This is a genomic window from Streptomyces sp. NPDC052301 (assembly GCF_044593395.1).
Lineage (GTDB): Bacteria > Actinomycetota > Actinomycetes > Streptomycetales > Streptomycetaceae > Streptomyces.
Genome location: NZ_JBIUBE010000007.1, coordinates 310,720 through 328,047, shown reverse-complemented (window position 1 = coordinate 328,047; position 17,328 = coordinate 310,720). Strand labels below are relative to the sequence as shown.

Here is a 17,328-nt window from a genome sequence, read left to right as displayed (position 1 = left end):
CCGGACCCGGTGCGGCGGGGTCCGGCGTGCGGGCGGAGCCGGTCCCGGTCAGGGGGGTGGGACCGGCCGCCGCACGGGTCTACTTCTTGTCGAGCAGGTCCTGCACCTTCGTCCGGACCTCGTCCGTGGCCAGGCCGCGGATGGTCAGCGTCGTCCGGCGGCGCAGCACGTCGTCCGGCGTCTCGGCCCACTCGTGGTCACGGGCCCAGACGACCTGCGCCCAGATCTCCGGGGCGTCGGGGTGGACGCGCTCGGCCAGCGCCGGATCGTCGTTGGCCAGGCGGGCGATGTCGAAGGCCAGGGAGCCGTAGTGGGTGGCCAGGTGCTTGGCGGTGTCGGCGGCCATGCGCGGGCCGGGCGCCGGGTTGTCCACCAGCAGGCGGTGCGCGACCGCGCGCGGGTTGGCGACACCGGGCAGCGGCAGCTTCCTCGGCAGCGAGGAGATGGGCTCGAAGTCGTCGCCGAGCGGGTGACCCGGCAGCGCCTCCAGCTTCTTCATGATCGTACGGCCGATGTGCCGGAACGTGGTCCACTTGCCGCCCGCGACGGACAGCATGCCGCCCCTGCCCTCGGTCACGACCGTCTCGCGCTTGGCCTTGGCGGTGTCACCGGGACCGCCCGGCAGCACCCGCAGGCCGGCGAAGGCGTAGGTGATGAGGTCCCGCTCCAGCTGCTGGTCCCGGACGGAGAACGCGGCCTCGTCCAGGATCTGGGCTATGTCCTTGTCGTTGACGGACACGTCCGCCGGGTCGCCCTCGTACTCCTCGTCGGTGGTGCCGAGCAGCAGCATGTCCTCCCAGGGGAGGGCGAAGGTGATGCGGTACTTGTCGATGGGGGTGGCCAGCGCGGCCTTCCACGGGGACGTCCGCTTCAGGACCAGGTGCGCGCCCTTCGACAGGCGGATGGACGGCGCCGCGTTCGGGTCCTCCATCCGGCGCAGGTGGTCGACCCAGGGGCCGGTCGCGTTCAGCACCAGGCGGGCGTTCACCCCGAACTCCTCGCCGGAGACCCGGTCCTTGAGGTCGGCGCCGGTGACGCGGCCGCCCGTGAAGCGCAGCCCGCTGACCTCGGCGTGGTTGAGCACGACCGCGCCCGCCTCGACGGCCGCGCGGACCGTCATCAGCGCCATCCGCGCGTCGTTCATCTGGTCGTCGCCGTACACGGCCACGGCCTTCAGGTTCTCGGTGCGCAGCTCGGGCACGTCCTGCGCCGCCTTGGCGGGGGAGAGCAGGTGGCCGACGCCGTCGCCGAACGCGGAGAGCGCGGAGTAGGCGAAGACGCCCGCGCCGAGCTTCGCCGCGCCGTGCGGCCCGCCCTTGTACACGGGGAGGTAGAAGGTGAGCGGGTTCGCCAGGTGGGGGGCCACCTGACGGGAGACCGCACGGCGCTCGAAGTGGTTCTCCGCCACCAGCTTCACCGCGCCGGTCTGCAGGTAGCGCAGACCGCCGTGGAGCAGCTTGGAGGAGGCGGAGGAGGTGGCGCCGGCGAAGTCACCGGCGTCGACCAGCGCCACCCTGAGACCGGCCTGCGCGGCGTGCCAGGCGGTGGAGATGCCCAGGATGCCGCCGCCGATCACAAGAAGGTCGTACGACGCCTTGGAGAGCTGCTCCCTGGTCTCGGCCCGGCTCGGGTTCGAGCCGGAGGCCGGGTGCGTCCCCAGGGCAGGCACGGAACTCAGGGTGGACTGACTGGTCATGTCGGGTACTTACTCCTCGTCAGAGATGTCTGAGCCGGTGGGACCGCTCAGCTCTCGTCCTCGATCCAGCCCATGGTCCGGTCGACGGCCTTGAGCCAGTTCTTGTACTCACGGTCGCGGGTCTCCGCGTCCATCTGGGGGGTCCATTCGGCGGCCCGGCGCCAGTTGGCGCGCAGTTCGTCGGTGCTGGACCAGAAGCCGACGGCGAGGCCGGCGGCGTAGGCGGCGCCGAGGCAGGTGGTCTCGGCGACCATCGGGCGCACCACCGGGGCGTCCAGAACGTCGGCGAGGGTCTGCATCAGCAGGTTGTTGGAGGTCATGCCGCCGTCGACCTTGAGCGCCACCAGCTCGTCGCCGGAGTCCTTCACCATGGCGTCGGCGATCTCCCGCGTCTGCCAGGCGGTGGCCTCCAGGACGGCGCGCGCGAGGTGCGCCTTGGTGACGTACCGGGTCAGGCCGGCGATCACACCGCGGGCGTCGGAGCGCCAGTGCGGGGCGAACAGGCCGGAGAAGGCCGGCACGAAGTAGGCGCCGCCGTTGTCCTCGACCGAGAGCGCGAGGGTCTCGATCTCGGCGGCGGTGGAGATCAGGCCCATCTGGTCGCGCATCCACTGCACCAGGGAGCCCGTGACGGCGATCGAACCCTCCAGGGCGAAGACCGTCGGCTGGTCACCGATCTTGTAACCGACCGTGGTCAGCAGACCGGCGTACGAGTTGATGATCTTGTCACCGGTGTTCATCACCATGAAGGTGCCGGTGCCGTAGGTGGACTTGGTCTCACCCTCGGAGAAGCAGCACTGGCCGAACAGGGCCGCCTGCTGGTCACCGAGCGCGGAGGCGACCGGGATGCCGCCGATGAGGTCGCCCAGCTTGCCGCCGGTGACCTCGCCGTAGACCTCGGCCGAGGAGCGGATCTCGGGCAGGATCTGCATCGGCACGCCGATGGACTCGGCGATCTTCTCGTCCCACTGCGTCGTGTGCAGGTTCATGAGAAGGGTGCGGGAGGCGTTGGTGACGTCGGTGACGTGCTTGCCGCCGTTGACACCGCCGGTCAGGTTCCAGATGACCCAGGTGTCCATGGTGCCGAAGAGGATGTCGCCCGCCTCGGCGCGCTCCTTCAGGCCGTCGACGTTGTCGAGCAGCCAGCGGGCCTTGGGCCCGGCGAAGTAGGAGGCCAGCGGCAGACCGGTCTCGCGGCGGAAGCGGTCCTGGCCGACGTTGCGGCCCAGCTCCCGGCAGAGGGCGTCGGTGCGGGTGTCCTGCCAGACGATGGCGTTGTGGACGGGCTCACCGGTGTTCTTGTCCCACAGCACGGTGGTCTCGCGCTGGTTGGTGATGCCGATGGCCTTGATGTCGTCCCGGGTGATGCCGGCCTTCTGGATGGCTCCGGCGACGACTTCCTGGACGTTGGTCCAGATCTCGTTCGCGTTGTGCTCGACCCAGCCCGGCTTCGGGAAGATCTGCTCGTGCTCCTTCTGGTCGACGGCGACGATCCGGCCGTCACGGTCGAAGACGATGCAGCGCGAGGAGGTGGTGCCCTGGTCGATCGCCGCGATGAACGGGCCTGCGGTGTGGGCGTCGGTCACTGTGTGCTCCTGAAAGATCCGTGGTGAGGGGGCTGAACGTACGGCGTGTGCTTCGAGACGATCTCTAGGCGAAGGCGACGTTGTATATGCCTGCGGCGACAGCGCCGCCGATCAGCGGGCCGACCACCGGGATCCAGGCGTAGGCCCAGTCGGAGCCGCCCTTGTTGGGCAGCGGCAGCAGGGCGTGCACGATGCGCGGACCCAGGTCACGGGCAGGGTTGATCGCGTAGCCCGTCGGGCCGCCGAGGGACAGACCGATCGACACCACCACGAACGCGGTGATCAGACCGCCGAGGACGCCGAGGCCGTTGCCCTTGTCGTTCAGGCCCTGCGTGAGGACCGCGAGGATCAGCACGACGGTGCCGATGATCTCCGTGGCGAGGTTCTGCACCGCGTTCCGGATCTCCGGACCGGTGGAGAAGACGCCGAGGACCGGGCCGGCGCCCTTCTCCTGGGCCTCGACGGCCTTGGCCGTGGTGGCCTGCGCGCCCGGACCGCCGACGATCTCCTTGTCGGTCAGGTGCGCGTGGAACTGGCCGTAGTAGGCCACCCACACCAGGGCCGCGCCGATCATCGCGCCGAGCAGCTGACCGGCGAAGTAGACCGGGACGTTGCTCCAGTCGCTGTTCTTGATGGCGAGGGCGACGGTCACGGCCGGGTTGAGATGGGCACCGGAGAGGGGACCGGAGATGTACACGGCCGTCATGACGGCGAAGCCCCACCCGAAGGCGATGGCGAGCCAACCGGCGTTACGGGCCTTGGAGGCCTTCAGCGTGACGGCCGCGCAGACGCCGCCGCCGAGCAGGATGAGTATGGCGGTACCGATGGTCTCGCCGATGAAGATGTCGGAGCTGGACACCCGCGACTCCTTTGTCCTTCGTCCAGGGGTCGCAGAACCCCGGGTCCCACCGGAGGTTCTGGCCGCCCTCGGGGGTGAGAGCGATGCCGGCCCTTGGCGTTGTCACACTCTAGCGCGTATTGCCGGTAGGTGTTCGACAATGCCGACCGATGGACGGGAGTCTTGCTTCGGCGTTACGCATGCGTCAAGGGTTCTGTTATCGAAAACAGGATCGTTATTGATCGCTGTCGCTTATCACTCTTCGCCCGTTGACGTACCTACTCGCCCGTTATGTCCATTTCAGGGTATGGCGAGAACCGGAACGCCGCCCGGCGTCCCGGTCGCCCCCGGATCGGCCCGCAGGCCTCAGAAGCGCGCCGCGCCCAGATCCCTGGACACCGCCCGGGCGCAGTCGCGCACCGCCGCGATCAGCTCCGGGCGCACCTCGTCCTCGCGGCACAGCCGCTCCACCGCGCCGGTGATGCCGACCGCGCCCACCGGCATACGGCGCCGGTCGTGGATCGGCGCGGCGACGGACGCCACGCCCTCCCAGGTCTCCTCCACGTCCGCCGCGTACCCACGCGCGCGCGTGACGTCGAGAACGTGCTCGAAGGCGTCGGCGTCGCACACCGTGCGGTCCGTGAAGGGCTTGCGGTCCGCCTCCAGGACCTCACTGTGCGCCACCGGGTCGTAGGCGGAGAGCACCTTGCCCAGGGCCGTGGAGTGCAACGGCTGCATGGCCCCGATCTCCAGCACCTGCCGGCTGTCGTCCGGCCGGAAGACGTGGTGCACGATCAGCACGCCCTGCTGGTGCAGCACGCCCAGGTACACGCTCTCCCCGCTGGAGCGGGCCAGGTCGTCGGTCCACACCAGGGCCCGCGCCCGCAGCTCGTGCACGTCCAGGTACGTGGTGCCGAGCCGGAGCAGCTCCGCGCCCAGCTGGTAACGACCGGAGATGTCGTCCTGCTCCACGAAACCCTCCTGCTGGAGGGTGCGCAGGATGCCGTGGGCGGTGCCCTTGGCGAGGCCGAGCGACGAGGCGATGTCCGACAGGCCGAGCCGCCGCTCGCCGCCCCCGAGCAGCCGCAGCATCGCGGCCGCCCGTTCGAGCGACTGGATGTTCCGTGCCATCGCCGTTCTGCCTCCGCTTCATCGACTGCCGGCGAACGCCGGTGCGCTCCGCCCACCGGTGCCGACCCTTGTCGTGCACTCTCGTACGTCCCGCTACCCGCCGTTCGGCAATGTCGAACACTACCGGTCCATGCCGACCTCCCGCTAATGGTCGGACGACACCTGTTACATCACACGTGGCCGGGCTGTGGCGTACGGGCCACCCCCGTCCGCCTCGTGGACGCCTGTGCCCATCCAAGCCGACTCCCGGTTACTCTGGCGCCGTGCGGCATCCCTGCCCGTCGGGGAAACCGCATAGCCGACAGCCGTCGCATCCCAGGGAGCCCCTTCATGGCCTCGTTGCCCACGTCCCCTACGACCGACAGCCGGACCCGTGTGTCCGCGCTCCGAGACGCGCTCGCCACCCGTGTGGTGGTGGCCGACGGAGCCATGGGCACGATGCTCCAGGCCCAGGACCCGACCCTCGACGACTTCCAGCAGCTCGAGGGCTGCAACGAGATCCTCAACCTCACCCGCCCCGACATCGTGCGCTCCGTCCACGAGGCGTACTTCGCGGTGGGGGTCGACTGCGTCGAGACCAACACCTTCGGGGCCAACCACTCCGCGCTCGGCGAGTACGACATCCCCGAGCGGGTGCACGAGCTGTCCGAGGCCGGCGCCCGCGTCGCCCGCGAGGTCGCCGACGAGTTCACGGCGAAGGACGGCCGCCCCCGCTGGGTCCTCGGCTCCATCGGCCCGGGCACCAAGCTGCCCACCCTCGGCCACGCCCCCTACACCACCCTGCGGGACGCCTACCAGCGCAACGCCGAAGGCCTGGTCACCGGCGGCGCCGACGCGCTGCTCGTCGAGACCACCCAGGACCTGCTGCAGACCAAGGCGGCCGTGCTCGGCGCCCGCCGCGGCCTGGCCGCCCTCGGCCTCGACCTGCCGGTGATCGTGTCCGTGACCGTCGAGACCACCGGCACGATGCTGCTCGGCTCGGAGATCGGTGCGGCGCTGACCGCGCTGGAGCCGCTGGGCATCGACATGATCGGCCTGAACTGCGCCACCGGTCCGGCCGAGATGAGCGAGCACCTGCGCTACCTCGCCCGCAACGCCCGCATCCCCCTGTCCTGCATGCCCAACGCGGGCCTGCCGGTCCTCGGCAAGGACGGCGCCCACTACCCGCTGACCGCGCCCGAGCTGGCCGACGCGCAGGAGACCTTCGTCCGCGAGTACGGCCTCTCCCTGGTCGGCGGCTGCTGCGGTACGACCCCCGAGCACCTGCGCCAGGTCGTCGAGCGCGTCCGGGAGCTGACCCCGGGCGAGCGCGACCCGCAGCCCGAACCGGGGGCGGCGTCGCTGTACCAGTCGGTGCCGTTCCGGCAGGACACCTCCTACCTGGCCATCGGTGAGCGGACCAACGCCAACGGGTCGAAGAAGTTCCGCGAGGCCATGCTGGAGGGCCGCTGGGACGACTGCGTGGAACTGGCCAGGGAGCAGATCCGCGAGGGCGCGCACATGCTCGACCTGTGCGTGGACTACGTCGGCCGGAACGGTGTGGCCGACATGGAGGAGCTGGCGGGCCGCTTCGCGACCGCGTCCACGCTGCCGATCGTGCTGGACTCCACCGAGGTCGACGTCATCGAGGCGGGCCTGGAGAAGCTCGGCGGCCGTGCGGTGATCAACTCGGTGAACTACGAGGACGGCGCCGGCCCCGACTCCCGTTTCGCCAAGGTCACGCAGCTGGCGCGGGAGCACGGGGCGGCGCTGATCGCGCTGACCATCGACGAGGAGGGCCAGGCCCGCACGCCGGAGAAGAAGGTGGAGATCGCCGAGCGGCTGATCGCCGACCTGACCGGGAACTGGGGCATCCGTGAGGAGGACATCCTCATCGACGCCCTGACCTTCACCATCTGCACCGGTCAGGAGGAGTCCCGCAAGGACGGCCTGGCCACCATCGAGGCGATCCGCGAGCTCAAGCGCCGCCACCCGGCGGTGCAGACCACGCTGGGCCTGTCGAACATCTCCTTCGGCCTGAACCCGGCCGCCCGCATCCTGCTCAACAGCGTCTTCCTCGACGAGTGCGTCAAGGCCGGCCTGGACTCCGCGATCGTCCACGCCTCCAAGATCCTCCCCATCGCCCGGTTCAGCGACGAAGAGGTCACCACCGCCCTGGACCTGATCTACGACCGCCGCAGCGACGGCTACGACCCGCTGCAGAAGCTGATGCAGCTGTTCGAGGGTGCCACGGCGAAGTCGCTGAAAGCGGGCAAGGCCGAGGAGCTGGCGGCACTGCCGCTGGAGGAGCGGCTGAAGCGGCGCATCATCGACGGCGAGCGCAACGGCCTGGAAACCGACCTCGACACGGCCCTCGAGGACCGTCCGGCCCTGGACATCGTCAACGACACCCTGCTGGACGGCATGAAGGTGGTCGGTGAGCTGTTCGGCTCCGGCCAGATGCAGCTGCCGTTCGTGCTGCAGTCCGCCGAGGTGATGAAGGCCGCCGTGGCCTACCTCGAGCCGCACATGGAGAAGTCGGACGCCGAGGGCAAGGGCACGATCGTGCTGGCCACGGTGCGCGGGGACGTGCACGACATCGGCAAGAACCTGGTCGACATCATCTTGTCCAACAACGGCTACAACGTGGTCAACCTGGGCATCAAGCAGCCGGTCTCGGCGATCCTGGAGGCCGCCGAGGAGCACCGGGCGGACGTGATCGGCATGTCCGGGCTGCTGGTGAAGTCCACGGTGATCATGAAGGAGAACCTGGAGGAGCTCAACCAGCGCGGCCTGGCCGCCCGCTTCCCGGTCATCCTCGGCGGCGCCGCCCTCACCCGCGCCTATGTCGAACAGGACCTGCACGAGGTCTACGAGGGCGAGGTCCGCTACGCCCGCGACGCCTTCGAAGGCCTGCGCCTGATGGACGCCCTCATCGGCGTCAAGCGGGGCGTCCCCGGCGCGAAGCTGCCCGAACTCAAGCAGCGCCGGGTGCGGCCCACGGCCACGGTCGAGATCCAGGAGCGCCCGGAGGAGGGGCACGTCCGCTCCGACGTCGCCGTCGACAACCCGGTACCGACCCCCCCGTTCTGGGAGACCCGGATCGTCAAGGGCATCCAGCTCAAGGAGTACGCGTCCTGGCTGGACGAGGGCGCCCTCTTCAAGGGCCAGTGGGGGCTGAAGCAGGCCCGCACCGGTGAGGGGCCGACGTACGAGGAGCTGGTGGAGTCCGAGGGCCGCCCGCGCCTGCGCGGTCTGCTCGACCGGCTGCAGACCGACAACCTCCTCGAAGCGGCCGTGGTCTACGGCTACTTCCCCTGTGTCTCCAAGGACGACGACCTGATCATCCTGGACGAGCGGGGCAACGAGCGCACCCGGTTCACCTTCCCGCGCCAGCGCCGCGGCCGACGGCTGTGCCTGGCCGACTTCTTCCGCCCGGAGGAGTCGGGCGAGACGGACGTGGTCGGCCTGCAGGTCGTCACCGTCGGCTCGCGCATCGGCGAGGAGACGGCGAAGCTCTTCGAGGCCAACGCCTACCGCGACTACCTCGAACTCCACGGCCTGTCGGTCCAGTTGGCCGAGGCGCTCGCCGAGTACTGGCACGCCCGCGTCCGCGCGGAACTCGGCTTCGCAGGCGAGGACCCGGCCGAGATGGAGGAGATGTTCGCCCTCAAGTACCGGGGCGCCCGCTTCTCCCTCGGCTACGGCGCCTGCCCCGACCTGGAGGACCGGGCCAAGATCGCCGAGCTGCTCGAGCCGGAGCGGATCGGCGTCCACCTCTCGGAGGAGTTCCAGCTCCACCCGGAGCAGTCCACGGACGCGATCGTGATCCATCATCCGGAGGCGAAGTACTTCAACGCCCGCTGAGCCCTCCCGGGACCCGCCCGCTGCCGCCCGCCCGCCGGGTCCGCGTACGCCCGTGCGCGAGCGTGGGAGGGAGCGGGTTGTCCGCGCGGTTCCCCGCGCCCCTCCGGGACGCTCCGGCCGGCCCTCGCTGCGGCATGCCGAAGGGCCTCTGGGCTGCGCCGGGGGTGTTCCAGGAGATACCCCCGGCCGCGAGTGATAAACGAGGCGCTTCGGGCGGCATCGTCGTACACTGGTCGGTCCACTGCAGGCCGGTTCCCCGCACGGGAACCGGCCTGGTCGTCCCTCAAGGAGGTGCGCCCGGATGACCAGCACGGTCCCCGCGCTCGGAACCTGTACGGCCGAAGGCTCTGCCCTGGAGGCGGTACTCCTCGACATGGACGGCACCCTGGTGGACACCGAGGGATTCTGGTGGGACGTCGAGGTCGAGGTCTTCGCGGCGCTCGGCCACACCCTGGACGAGTCCTGGCGGCACGTCGTGGTCGGCGGCCCCATGACCCGCAGTGCCGGCTTCCTCATCGAGGCCACCGGCGCCGACATCACCCTCGCCGACCTCACGGTGCTGCTCAACGACGGATTCGAGGACCGTATCGGCCGGGCCCTGCCGCTGATGCCGGGCGCCGCCAGGCTGCTCACCGAGCTGCACGAGCACGCCATCCCCACGGCCCTGGTCTCCGCCTCCCACCGGCGCATCATCGACCGTGTGCTGACCGTGCTGGGCCCGCACCACTTCGACCTCTCCATCGCGGGCGACGAGGTCTCGCGCACCAAGCCGTTCCCGGACCCCTACCTGCTCGCCGCCGCCAAGCTCGGTGCGGCCCCCACCAGGTGCGCCGTGGTCGAGGACACCGCGACCGGTGTCGCCGCCGCGGAGGCCGCGGGCTGCCGGGTGGTCGCCGTACCCTCCATCGCGCCCATCAGCCCGGCCGCCGGGCGCACCGTGGTCACCTCCCTGGAAGAGGTCGACCTGACATTTCTGCGCGGCCTGATGACGGAAATGGGATAGCCGTTCACCCAGCGTGCAAGGCGTTCATCCGGGGGGTTGGACAAATTTCCGGGGAAGTACACCCGGGGGGAATTCCCGGCGGGCCGCCCGGCCGAATTCCACTGACCGGCCGCACAGTTGGAAGTGTGACGTTTCCCACGCCGACCGGCCTCGACAACGCCGGGCCGAGCGTGCTGAAGCGTCCCGTTCGTGCGGGATCGGTGGATCCTTGTGTCCCGATTGGTGGGATGCTGCACTAATCCTGCCGCTGTCGGGTTTTCGGTGTGTCCGCAACCGGTTTCTCTGCGTGATGGGGGGTCAACTCACGGGGCCGTGAGCCCTCCTGCGGGCGCGGACTAATCTCATCGCGAGAACATCGCCGCAACCCCCCGTGAGCCGCCGCACCACCCCTGCATGCCGGTTACACGGACTCGAACAGCTCTGGAGAAACTCCCGCATGAACCGCAAGACTTTGGTGCTGCCGGCGGTGGCCGGCCTGCTCACCCCGGTTCTCGCCGCGTGCGGCGGATCCGACAGCGGGAGCAAGAGCGGCGACGCCATCGTCGTCGGTACCACGGACCGGTTCACCGCCACCCACGACGCCCCCGCGCCCATCGACCCGGCCTACGCCTACGACGTCGGCACGTGGAACATCCTGCGCCAGACCGTGCAGACCCTGATGGCCCAGCCCAAGGGCGAGGGCGACCCGGTCCCGGACGCCGCCGAGAGCTGCTCCTTCACCGACAGCGGCAGCGAGCGCTACGCCTGCCGGCTCCGCGACGGACTGAAGTTCGCCAACGGCGACGCGGTGACCGCCCAGGACGTCAAGTACTCCATCGAGCGTGCCCTGCGGATCAAGGCCGACAGTGGTGTGGCAGCCCTGCTGAACACCATCGACACCATCGAGACCCAGGGCGACCGCGAGGTCATCTTCCACCTCAAGACCGCCGACGCCACCTTCCCGTACAAGCTGTCCACCCCGGTCGCGGGCATCATCGACCCGAAGGACTACGAGAAGGACAAGCTGCGCGACGGCTTCGACGTGGACGGCTCCGGCCCCTACACCTTCCACGCGGACGTCAACGGCAACGCGATGGCCAGCGCCACCTTCACCAAGAACCCCTCCTACAAGGGTGCCGTGAAGGTGAACAACGACAAGGTCGTGCTGCGCTCCTTCGACAGCGCCGAGGCCATGAGCGCCGCCATCGACAAGGGCGGCGTCGACGTGATGACCCGCACCATGTCGCCCGCGCAGATCCAGAAGCTGGACGCCGGCACCGACCAGAACGTCGATCTGGTCGACATGCCGGGCCTCGAGATCCGCTACCTGGCCTTCAACACCGACGCCCCCAGCGTGAAGTCCAAGGCCGTGCGGCAGGCCATGGCCCAGCTCATCAACCGCGGCGAACTGGTCTCCAAGGTCTACGGCACCCAGGCCGAGGCGCTGTACTCGCTGGTCCCGGCCACGGTCACCGGCCACTCCAATGCGTTCTTCAACAAGTACGGCAACCCCAGCGTCGCCAAGGCCAAGGACCTGCTCACCAAGGCCGGCATCACCACCCCGGTGAAGCTGACCCTGCACTACACCACCGACCACTACGGCTCGGCCACCAAGCAGGAGTTCGAGATCCTGCAGAAGCAGCTCAACGACAGTGGCCTGTTCGACGCCTCCATCCAGGGCCACCCCTGGGAGACCTTCCGGCCCGCCGAGCGGAAGGGCCAGTACGACGTCTACGGCATGGGCTGGTTCCCCGACTTCCCGGACGCCGACAACTTCCTCGCGCCCTTCCTCGACAAGGACAACTTCCTCGGCTCGCCGTACTCCAACAGCACCATCCAGCGCACGCTGATCCCGCAGTCCCGCCGCGAGGCCGACCGGCTCAGCGCCTCCAAGAGCCTGACCGCCATCCAGGACACCGTCGCAGAGGACGTCCCGGTCCTGCCGCTGTGGCAGGGCAAGCAGTATGTCGCCGCACGGGACGACATCACGGGCACCGCGTACGCCCTCAACTCCTCCTCGACGCTTCAGCTGTGGGAGCTCGGCCGTGGTGTGAGCGGCTGACGGCTCTCTCATCCGGGGACCAGGGACGGCTGCCCCGGAACCCGGGGCCAGGACGGTGGCCCCGGGGTGACGAACCGACGACAAGGCACATTTCAAGTGAACATGCGCAACCAGTGGCCAGTCCTGCCCATCGTGGCGGGACTGGCCTCCGGCCTGTTGACCGGCTGTGGCTCGGAGTCCGGTGAATCCGGGGGTACCGGCTCTTCCGTGGTGCTGGGGATGTCCGACGACGTCCTCGCCACGGACCCGGCTTCCGGCTACGACCCCGGCTCCTGGCTGTTGTTCGACAACGTCTTCCAGTCGCTGCTGAGCTTCCCCAAGGGCGGCACCGAACCCCAGCCCGAACTGGCGAGACAGTGCACCTTCACCGACACCCGGGCCATGGTCTACAAGTGCGAGCTGAAGGACGGCCTGAAGTTCAGCAACGGTGACGCCCTCACCTCCGAGGACGTCAAGTTCTCCTTCGACCGCATGCTGAAGATCAACGACTCCGCCGGCCCCGCGATCATGTTCCCGATGCTCGGCGACGTCGAGACACCGGACGCGAAGACGGTCGTCTTCCATCTGAAGGTCCCCGACGCCACCTTCCCCAGCAAGCTCGCCTCCGGCGCCGGCTCCGTCGTGGACCACCGCCAGTACGACGCCAACGGCCTGCGCACCGACCACAAGGCCGTCGGCTCCGGTCCCTACGAGCTGGACTCCTTCGACGACGACCAGGCGGTCTTCTCGGTCAACGGCAACTACAAGGGCACCGCCAAGGTCAAGAACTCCGGCATCACCCTGAAGTTCTTCCACGGCGACCGCACCGCCCTGAAGAAGGCACTGCTCGACGGAAGCGTCGACATCGCCTACCGAGGCCTGCCCGCCTCCGACATCGCCGGCCTCGACAAGCAGGACGACAGCAAGGGCGTCGACGTCATCGAGGGCAGCAGCGCCGAGGTCCAGCACCTGGTCTTCAACGTGAAGGACCCGGTCGCCGGAAGGCTCGGCGTCCGCAAGGCCATCGCCTACCTCCTCGACCGCGACGCCCTCATCAAGAACGTCTACCAGGGCACCGCCACCCCGCTGTACTCGATCATCCCGGCGGGCATCGTGGGCCACAACACGGCCTTCTTCGACACCTACGGCGCCCGTCCCTCGCGGGCCAAGGCCGCCGCCGCGCTGCGGGCCGACGGCGTCACCGGCAAGGTCAAGCTCACCCTGTGGTCCACGCCGTCCCGCTACGGCCCCGCCACCGACGAGGAACTGAAGGCCATCGCCGGTCAGCTCAACGCCAGCGGGCTCTTCGACGCCGACGTGAAGTCCGTCGCCTTCGACCAGTACGAGAAGGACATCGCGGCCGGCAAGTACGGCGTGTACGTCAAGGGCTGGGTGCCCGACTACCCGGACGCGGACAACTTCACCGCCCCGTTCTTCGGCAAGGGCAACGTGCTGGACAACCGCTACAGCAACAGCACCATCACCGGCTCCCTCATCCCCGGCACGGCCGCCCAGAGCGACCGTGCCGCGACCGACAAGGACTTCGGCCGGCTGCAGAACATCGTCGCCGCCGAACTGCCCGTCCTGCCGGTCTGGCAGGCCAAGCAGTACGCGGTCGCCCGCGACGGCGTCTACGGCCTGGAGTACTGCCTGGACGCCTCGACGGTGTTCCGGTTCTGGGAACTCAGCAAGAGCTGACACCGGACACGGCCCGGTCGGTCACGACGGCGAAGGGCGCCCCTCCCGCGCGGGAGGGGCGCCCTTCGCCGTCACGGGCAAGACCCTATTGCGCGCCGGGGCGCACCAGACCGCTCTCGTAGGCGTACACCGCCGCCTGCACCCGGTCCCGCAGGCCCAGCTTGGTCAGCACATGCCCCACATGCGTCTTCACCGTCGTCTCGCTCACGAACAGATCCGCGGCGATCTCGGCGTTCGACAGCCCGCGCGCCACCAGTTTCAGCACCTCCACCTCACGGTCGGTGAGCGTGGTCAGCGTGTCCGGCACCGGCTCCTCACCGGACGGCAGATGCGTGGCGTACTTGTCCAGCAGCCGACGTGTGATGCTCGGCGCCAGCATCGCCTCACCGGCCGCGACCACCCGGATCGCCTGCACCAGCTCGTTGGCGGGCGCGTCCTTCAGCAGGAAGCCGCTCGCCCCGGCCCGCAGCGCCTCCACCACGTACTCGTCCAGGTCGAACGTGGTCAGCACCAGCACCTTCGCCGGTCCGGACCGGTCCGGCCCGGTGATCTGCCGGGTCGCCTCCACCCCGTCCATCCGCGGCATACGGATGTCCATCAGGACCACGTCCGGCTGCAGGGCCCGTACCTGATCGAGGGCCTGCAGACCGTCACCGGCCTCGCCCACGACCGCGATGTCCTGCTCGGCCTCCAGGATCATCCGGAAACCCGTACGCAGCAGAGGCTGGTCGTCGACCAGTAGGACGCGGATGGCCACGTGACACTCCTTCGCTAGTCCGGCCCCATTCTGCCCTGCGCCGCACCGCCCGACTCCGCCGCCCTCACCGGCAGCGGATAGGGCGGGGGAGTGCCGCCGAACTCCGGGCAGCGCGCCTGGTGGTCGCACCAGCCGCACAGCTTGGTCGGCCGGGGCCGCCACTCACCGGTCTCCGTCGCCTGACGGATCGCCTGCCACAGCGCGTGCAGCTTGCGCTCGACCCGCTCGAGGTCGGCCGGGACCGGGTCGTACGTCAGCACGTCCCCGCTGCCCAGGTAGACCAGCTGCAGCCGGCGCGGGATCACCTGCTTCAGACGCCGGACGACCAGGGCGTAGAACTTCATCTGGAACAGCGCGCCCTCGGCGTACTCGGGCCGAGGCGCCTTGCCCGTCTTGTAGTCGACGATCCGCACCTCGCCGGTCGGCGCCACGTCCACCCGGTCGATGATCCCGCGCAGCCGCAGCCCCGACTCCAGCTCGGCCTCGACGAACAGCTCCCGCTCGGCCGGCTCCAGACGCGTCGGATCCTCCAGCGTGAACCACCGCTCGACCAGCCGCTCGGCCTCGGTCAGCCACCGGGCCAGCCGCTCACCCTCCGGATCGTCGGCGAACAACTCACCCACCTCGGGCCTGCTCTCCCGCAACCGGTCCCACTGCTCCGGGATCAGCGCCTTCGCCCGCGGCGCGGTCCGCTCCCCGGCCGGCGCGTCGAACAGCCGCTCCAGCACCGCATGCACCAACGTGCCCCGAGTCGCCGCCTCGCTCGGCTTCTCCGGCAACCGGTCGATCACCCGGAACCGGTACAGCAACGGACACTGCATGAAGTCACTGGCCCGAGAGGGCGACAGGGAAGTGGGCGCGACGGCGCCACGGCCACCCCCCACGCCGGGGACACCCACCGGCACCCCGGGGCCGGCCTCCTCAGCTCGGGGCGCCACCGCCCCCGCCGTCTCCGGTGCGTGCGCGCCCCCCTCCACCGCCCCCGGCACGGAGCCCCCCGCCGCGGAACCGGCCCCGCCCGGCACGGCTTCCGTGTCCTCGATGCTGCTGTCCATGTCCACAGACCTTACGGCCCACCACTGACAGTCACCCAGTCCCCGCCCGCGCCGCCCGTGCGACCACGGGGCGAACACAAGGGGTGCCGGGGCGAAACACGCCACCACGGCCGCATACCATCGACGAGAGACCCTTCCGTCCGGCAGGTACGGAAGACGCTTCGAACGAGGGGACACCGTGGACGTGAGCGGCGGGAGCGGGCAGCCGCGGTCCGGCAACGACGAGCCGGCCGAGCACCCCGCAGGTCCTACGACCCCGGCGACCGGACCCACCGGCCACCCCGGGCCGACGCCCCCCGAGACCCCGACGCCCCCCGAGACCCCGAGGCCCCCCGAGGACACCCCCCGCACCGACCGCGCCCCGGACACCGACGACACCGGCACCGGGACCGACGCCACCCACCGCGGCCCCTCCGCGGACGCACCGACACCCGACCCCGCACAGGAACACCGCTCCCTCGCCCACTCCGGCATCGCCAAAGGCGAACCCCCGCAGCCAAGGCCCAAAGAACCCGGCGGCGGCATCCTCATGGGCCGCCCCTTCGGCGTACCGGTCTACGTGGCACCCAGCTGGTTCCTGGTCGCCGCACTGATCACCTGGGTCTTCGGCGGCCAGCTCGACCGGGTGCTGCCCGAACTGGGCGCCGCCCGCTACCTGGTCTCCCTGTTCTTCGCGGTCGCCTTCTACGCCTCCGTCCTGGTCCACGAGCTGGCCCACACGGTCGCCGCGATCCGCTTCAAGCTCCCCGTCCGCCGCATCCAGCTGCAGTTCTTCGGCGGCGTCTCGGAGATCGAGAAGGAGGCCGAGACCCCCGGCCGGGAATTCGTCCTCGCCTTCGTCGGCCCCCTGCTCTCCCTCGTCCTCGCCGGCCTGTTCTACCTCGCCATGAAACCCGTCGAGGCCGGCACCGTCCCCGGAGTCCTCCTCGCCGGCCTGATGATCTCCAACCTCATCGTGGCGATCTTCAACCTCCTGCCCGGCCTCCCCCTCGACGGCGGCCGCATGCTCCGCGCCGTCGTCTGGAAGATCACCGGCAAACCGATGAGCGGCACCGTCGCCGCCGCCTGGGTCGGCCGCGCCCTCGCCGTCTCCGTCCTCATCGGCCTGCCCCTGCTCAACCAGTCGGGCGCCCTCGGCGGGAACAGCGCCGACACGGGCGGCATGGACACCGTCACCGACGCCCTGCTCGCCGCCATCCTCGCCGCCATCATCTGGACCGGCGCGGGAAACAGCCTGCGCATGGCCCGGCTGCGCGAACACCTCCCCGAACTACGCGCCCGCACCCTGACCCGGCGCGCCGTACCCGTCGAGACCGACACCCCGCTCTCCGAGGCCCTGCGCCGCGCCAACGCCGCCGGCGCCCGCGCCCTGGTCGTCGTCGACGCCGACGGCCACCCCCTCGCCCTCGTCCGCGAATCCGCCATCGTCGGCGTACCCGAGCACCGCCGCCCCTGGGTCGACGTCAGCGGCCTCGCCCAGGAGCTGACCGACGGCATGCGCGTCTCCGCCGAGCTCGCCGGCGAAGACCTGCTGGACGCCCTGCGAGCCACCCCCGCCACCGAGTACCTGGTGGTCGAGGAGTCCGGCGAGATCTACGGCGTCCTCTCCGCCGCCGACGTCGAGCGCGCCTTCGTGAAGGCCATGGCCCGCCCCAGCTAGTGGTCGGCGGGCCGCCCAGCTGCCGGTAGGCTGGTCAC

11 protein-coding genes are annotated in these 17,328 nt (G+C 70.1%); 5 read left to right on the top strand and 6 right to left on the bottom strand.

Features of this window, described 5'->3' with window-relative positions; all coding sequences use genetic code 11:
• Positions 1 to 79 precede the first annotated feature (79 nt).
• From ACIHEJ_RS22010 to ACIHEJ_RS21995, 4 genes are all read right to left on the bottom strand, one after another.
• Positions 80 to 1,696: an FAD-dependent oxidoreductase gene (locus ACIHEJ_RS22010; protein ID WP_400138159.1), complete on the bottom strand. Its 1,617-nt coding sequence runs from the start codon at positions 1,694 to 1,696 to the stop codon at positions 80 to 82.
• 47 nt (positions 1,697 to 1,743) lie between these two features.
• Positions 1,744 to 3,282, bottom strand: coding sequence for a glycerol kinase GlpK (gene glpK, locus ACIHEJ_RS22005; RefSeq protein ID WP_400138158.1), 1,539 nt, complete (start codon positions 3,280 to 3,282; stop codon positions 1,744 to 1,746).
• Positions 3,283 to 3,346: 64 nt separating this feature from the next.
• A complete protein-coding gene (locus ACIHEJ_RS22000; RefSeq protein ID WP_400138157.1) occupies positions 3,347 to 4,141 on the bottom strand; it encodes an MIP/aquaporin family protein in 795 nt (264 codons plus the stop codon).
• 345 nt (positions 4,142 to 4,486) lie between these two features.
• The gene (locus ACIHEJ_RS21995; RefSeq protein ID WP_400138156.1) at positions 4,487 to 5,251 is read right to left on the bottom strand and encodes an IclR family transcriptional regulator; all 765 of its coding nucleotides are present in this window, start codon (positions 5,249 to 5,251) and stop codon (positions 4,487 to 4,489) included.
• Positions 5,252 to 5,581: 330 nt separating this feature from the next.
• Here ACIHEJ_RS21995 and metH point away from each other — a divergent pair, with 330 nt between their 5' ends.
• The 4 genes from metH to ACIHEJ_RS21975 all read left to right on the top strand — a co-directional run bounded on the left by metH (position 5,582) and on the right by ACIHEJ_RS21975 (position 13,818).
• On the top strand, positions 5,582 to 9,097 hold the full coding sequence (gene metH, locus ACIHEJ_RS21990; protein WP_400138155.1) for a methionine synthase: 3,516 nt from the start codon (positions 5,582 to 5,584) through the stop codon (positions 9,095 to 9,097).
• Between the two features lie 301 nt (positions 9,098 to 9,398).
• Positions 9,399 to 10,100, top strand: coding sequence for an HAD family hydrolase (locus ACIHEJ_RS21985; RefSeq protein ID WP_400138154.1), 702 nt, complete (start codon positions 9,399 to 9,401; stop codon positions 10,098 to 10,100).
• Between the two features lie 436 nt (positions 10,101 to 10,536).
• Positions 10,537 to 12,141 carry an ABC transporter substrate-binding protein gene (locus ACIHEJ_RS21980; protein ID WP_400138153.1) on the top strand — a complete coding sequence of 535 codons (1,605 nt, stop codon included), beginning with the start codon at positions 10,537 to 10,539 and terminating at the stop codon, positions 12,139 to 12,141.
• Between the two features lie 96 nt (positions 12,142 to 12,237).
• Positions 12,238 to 13,818 carry an ABC transporter substrate-binding protein gene (locus ACIHEJ_RS21975; protein ID WP_400138152.1) on the top strand — a complete coding sequence of 527 codons (1,581 nt, stop codon included), beginning with the start codon at positions 12,238 to 12,240 and terminating at the stop codon, positions 13,816 to 13,818.
• Positions 13,819 to 13,903: 85 nt separating this feature from the next.
• Here the strand turns inward: ACIHEJ_RS21975 and ACIHEJ_RS21970 are convergent, their stop codons facing one another.
• Together ACIHEJ_RS21970 and ACIHEJ_RS21965 are read right to left on the bottom strand one after the other, a co-directional pair.
• On the bottom strand, positions 13,904 to 14,575 hold the full coding sequence (locus ACIHEJ_RS21970) for a response regulator (protein WP_400138151.1): 672 nt from the start codon (positions 14,573 to 14,575) through the stop codon (positions 13,904 to 13,906).
• Positions 14,576 to 14,589: 14 nt separating this feature from the next.
• Complete coding sequence (locus ACIHEJ_RS21965) at positions 14,590 to 15,630, bottom strand: RecB family exonuclease (protein WP_400138150.1); 1,041 nt, start codon at positions 15,628 to 15,630, stop codon at positions 14,590 to 14,592.
• 178 nt (positions 15,631 to 15,808) lie between these two features.
• Here ACIHEJ_RS21965 and ACIHEJ_RS21960 point away from each other — a divergent pair, with 178 nt between their 5' ends.
• Positions 15,809 to 17,290 (top strand): site-2 protease family protein, encoded by a 1,482-nt coding sequence (locus tag ACIHEJ_RS21960; RefSeq protein WP_400138148.1) that lies wholly within the window; start codon positions 15,809 to 15,811, stop codon positions 17,288 to 17,290.
• Positions 17,291 to 17,328 lie beyond the last annotated feature (38 nt).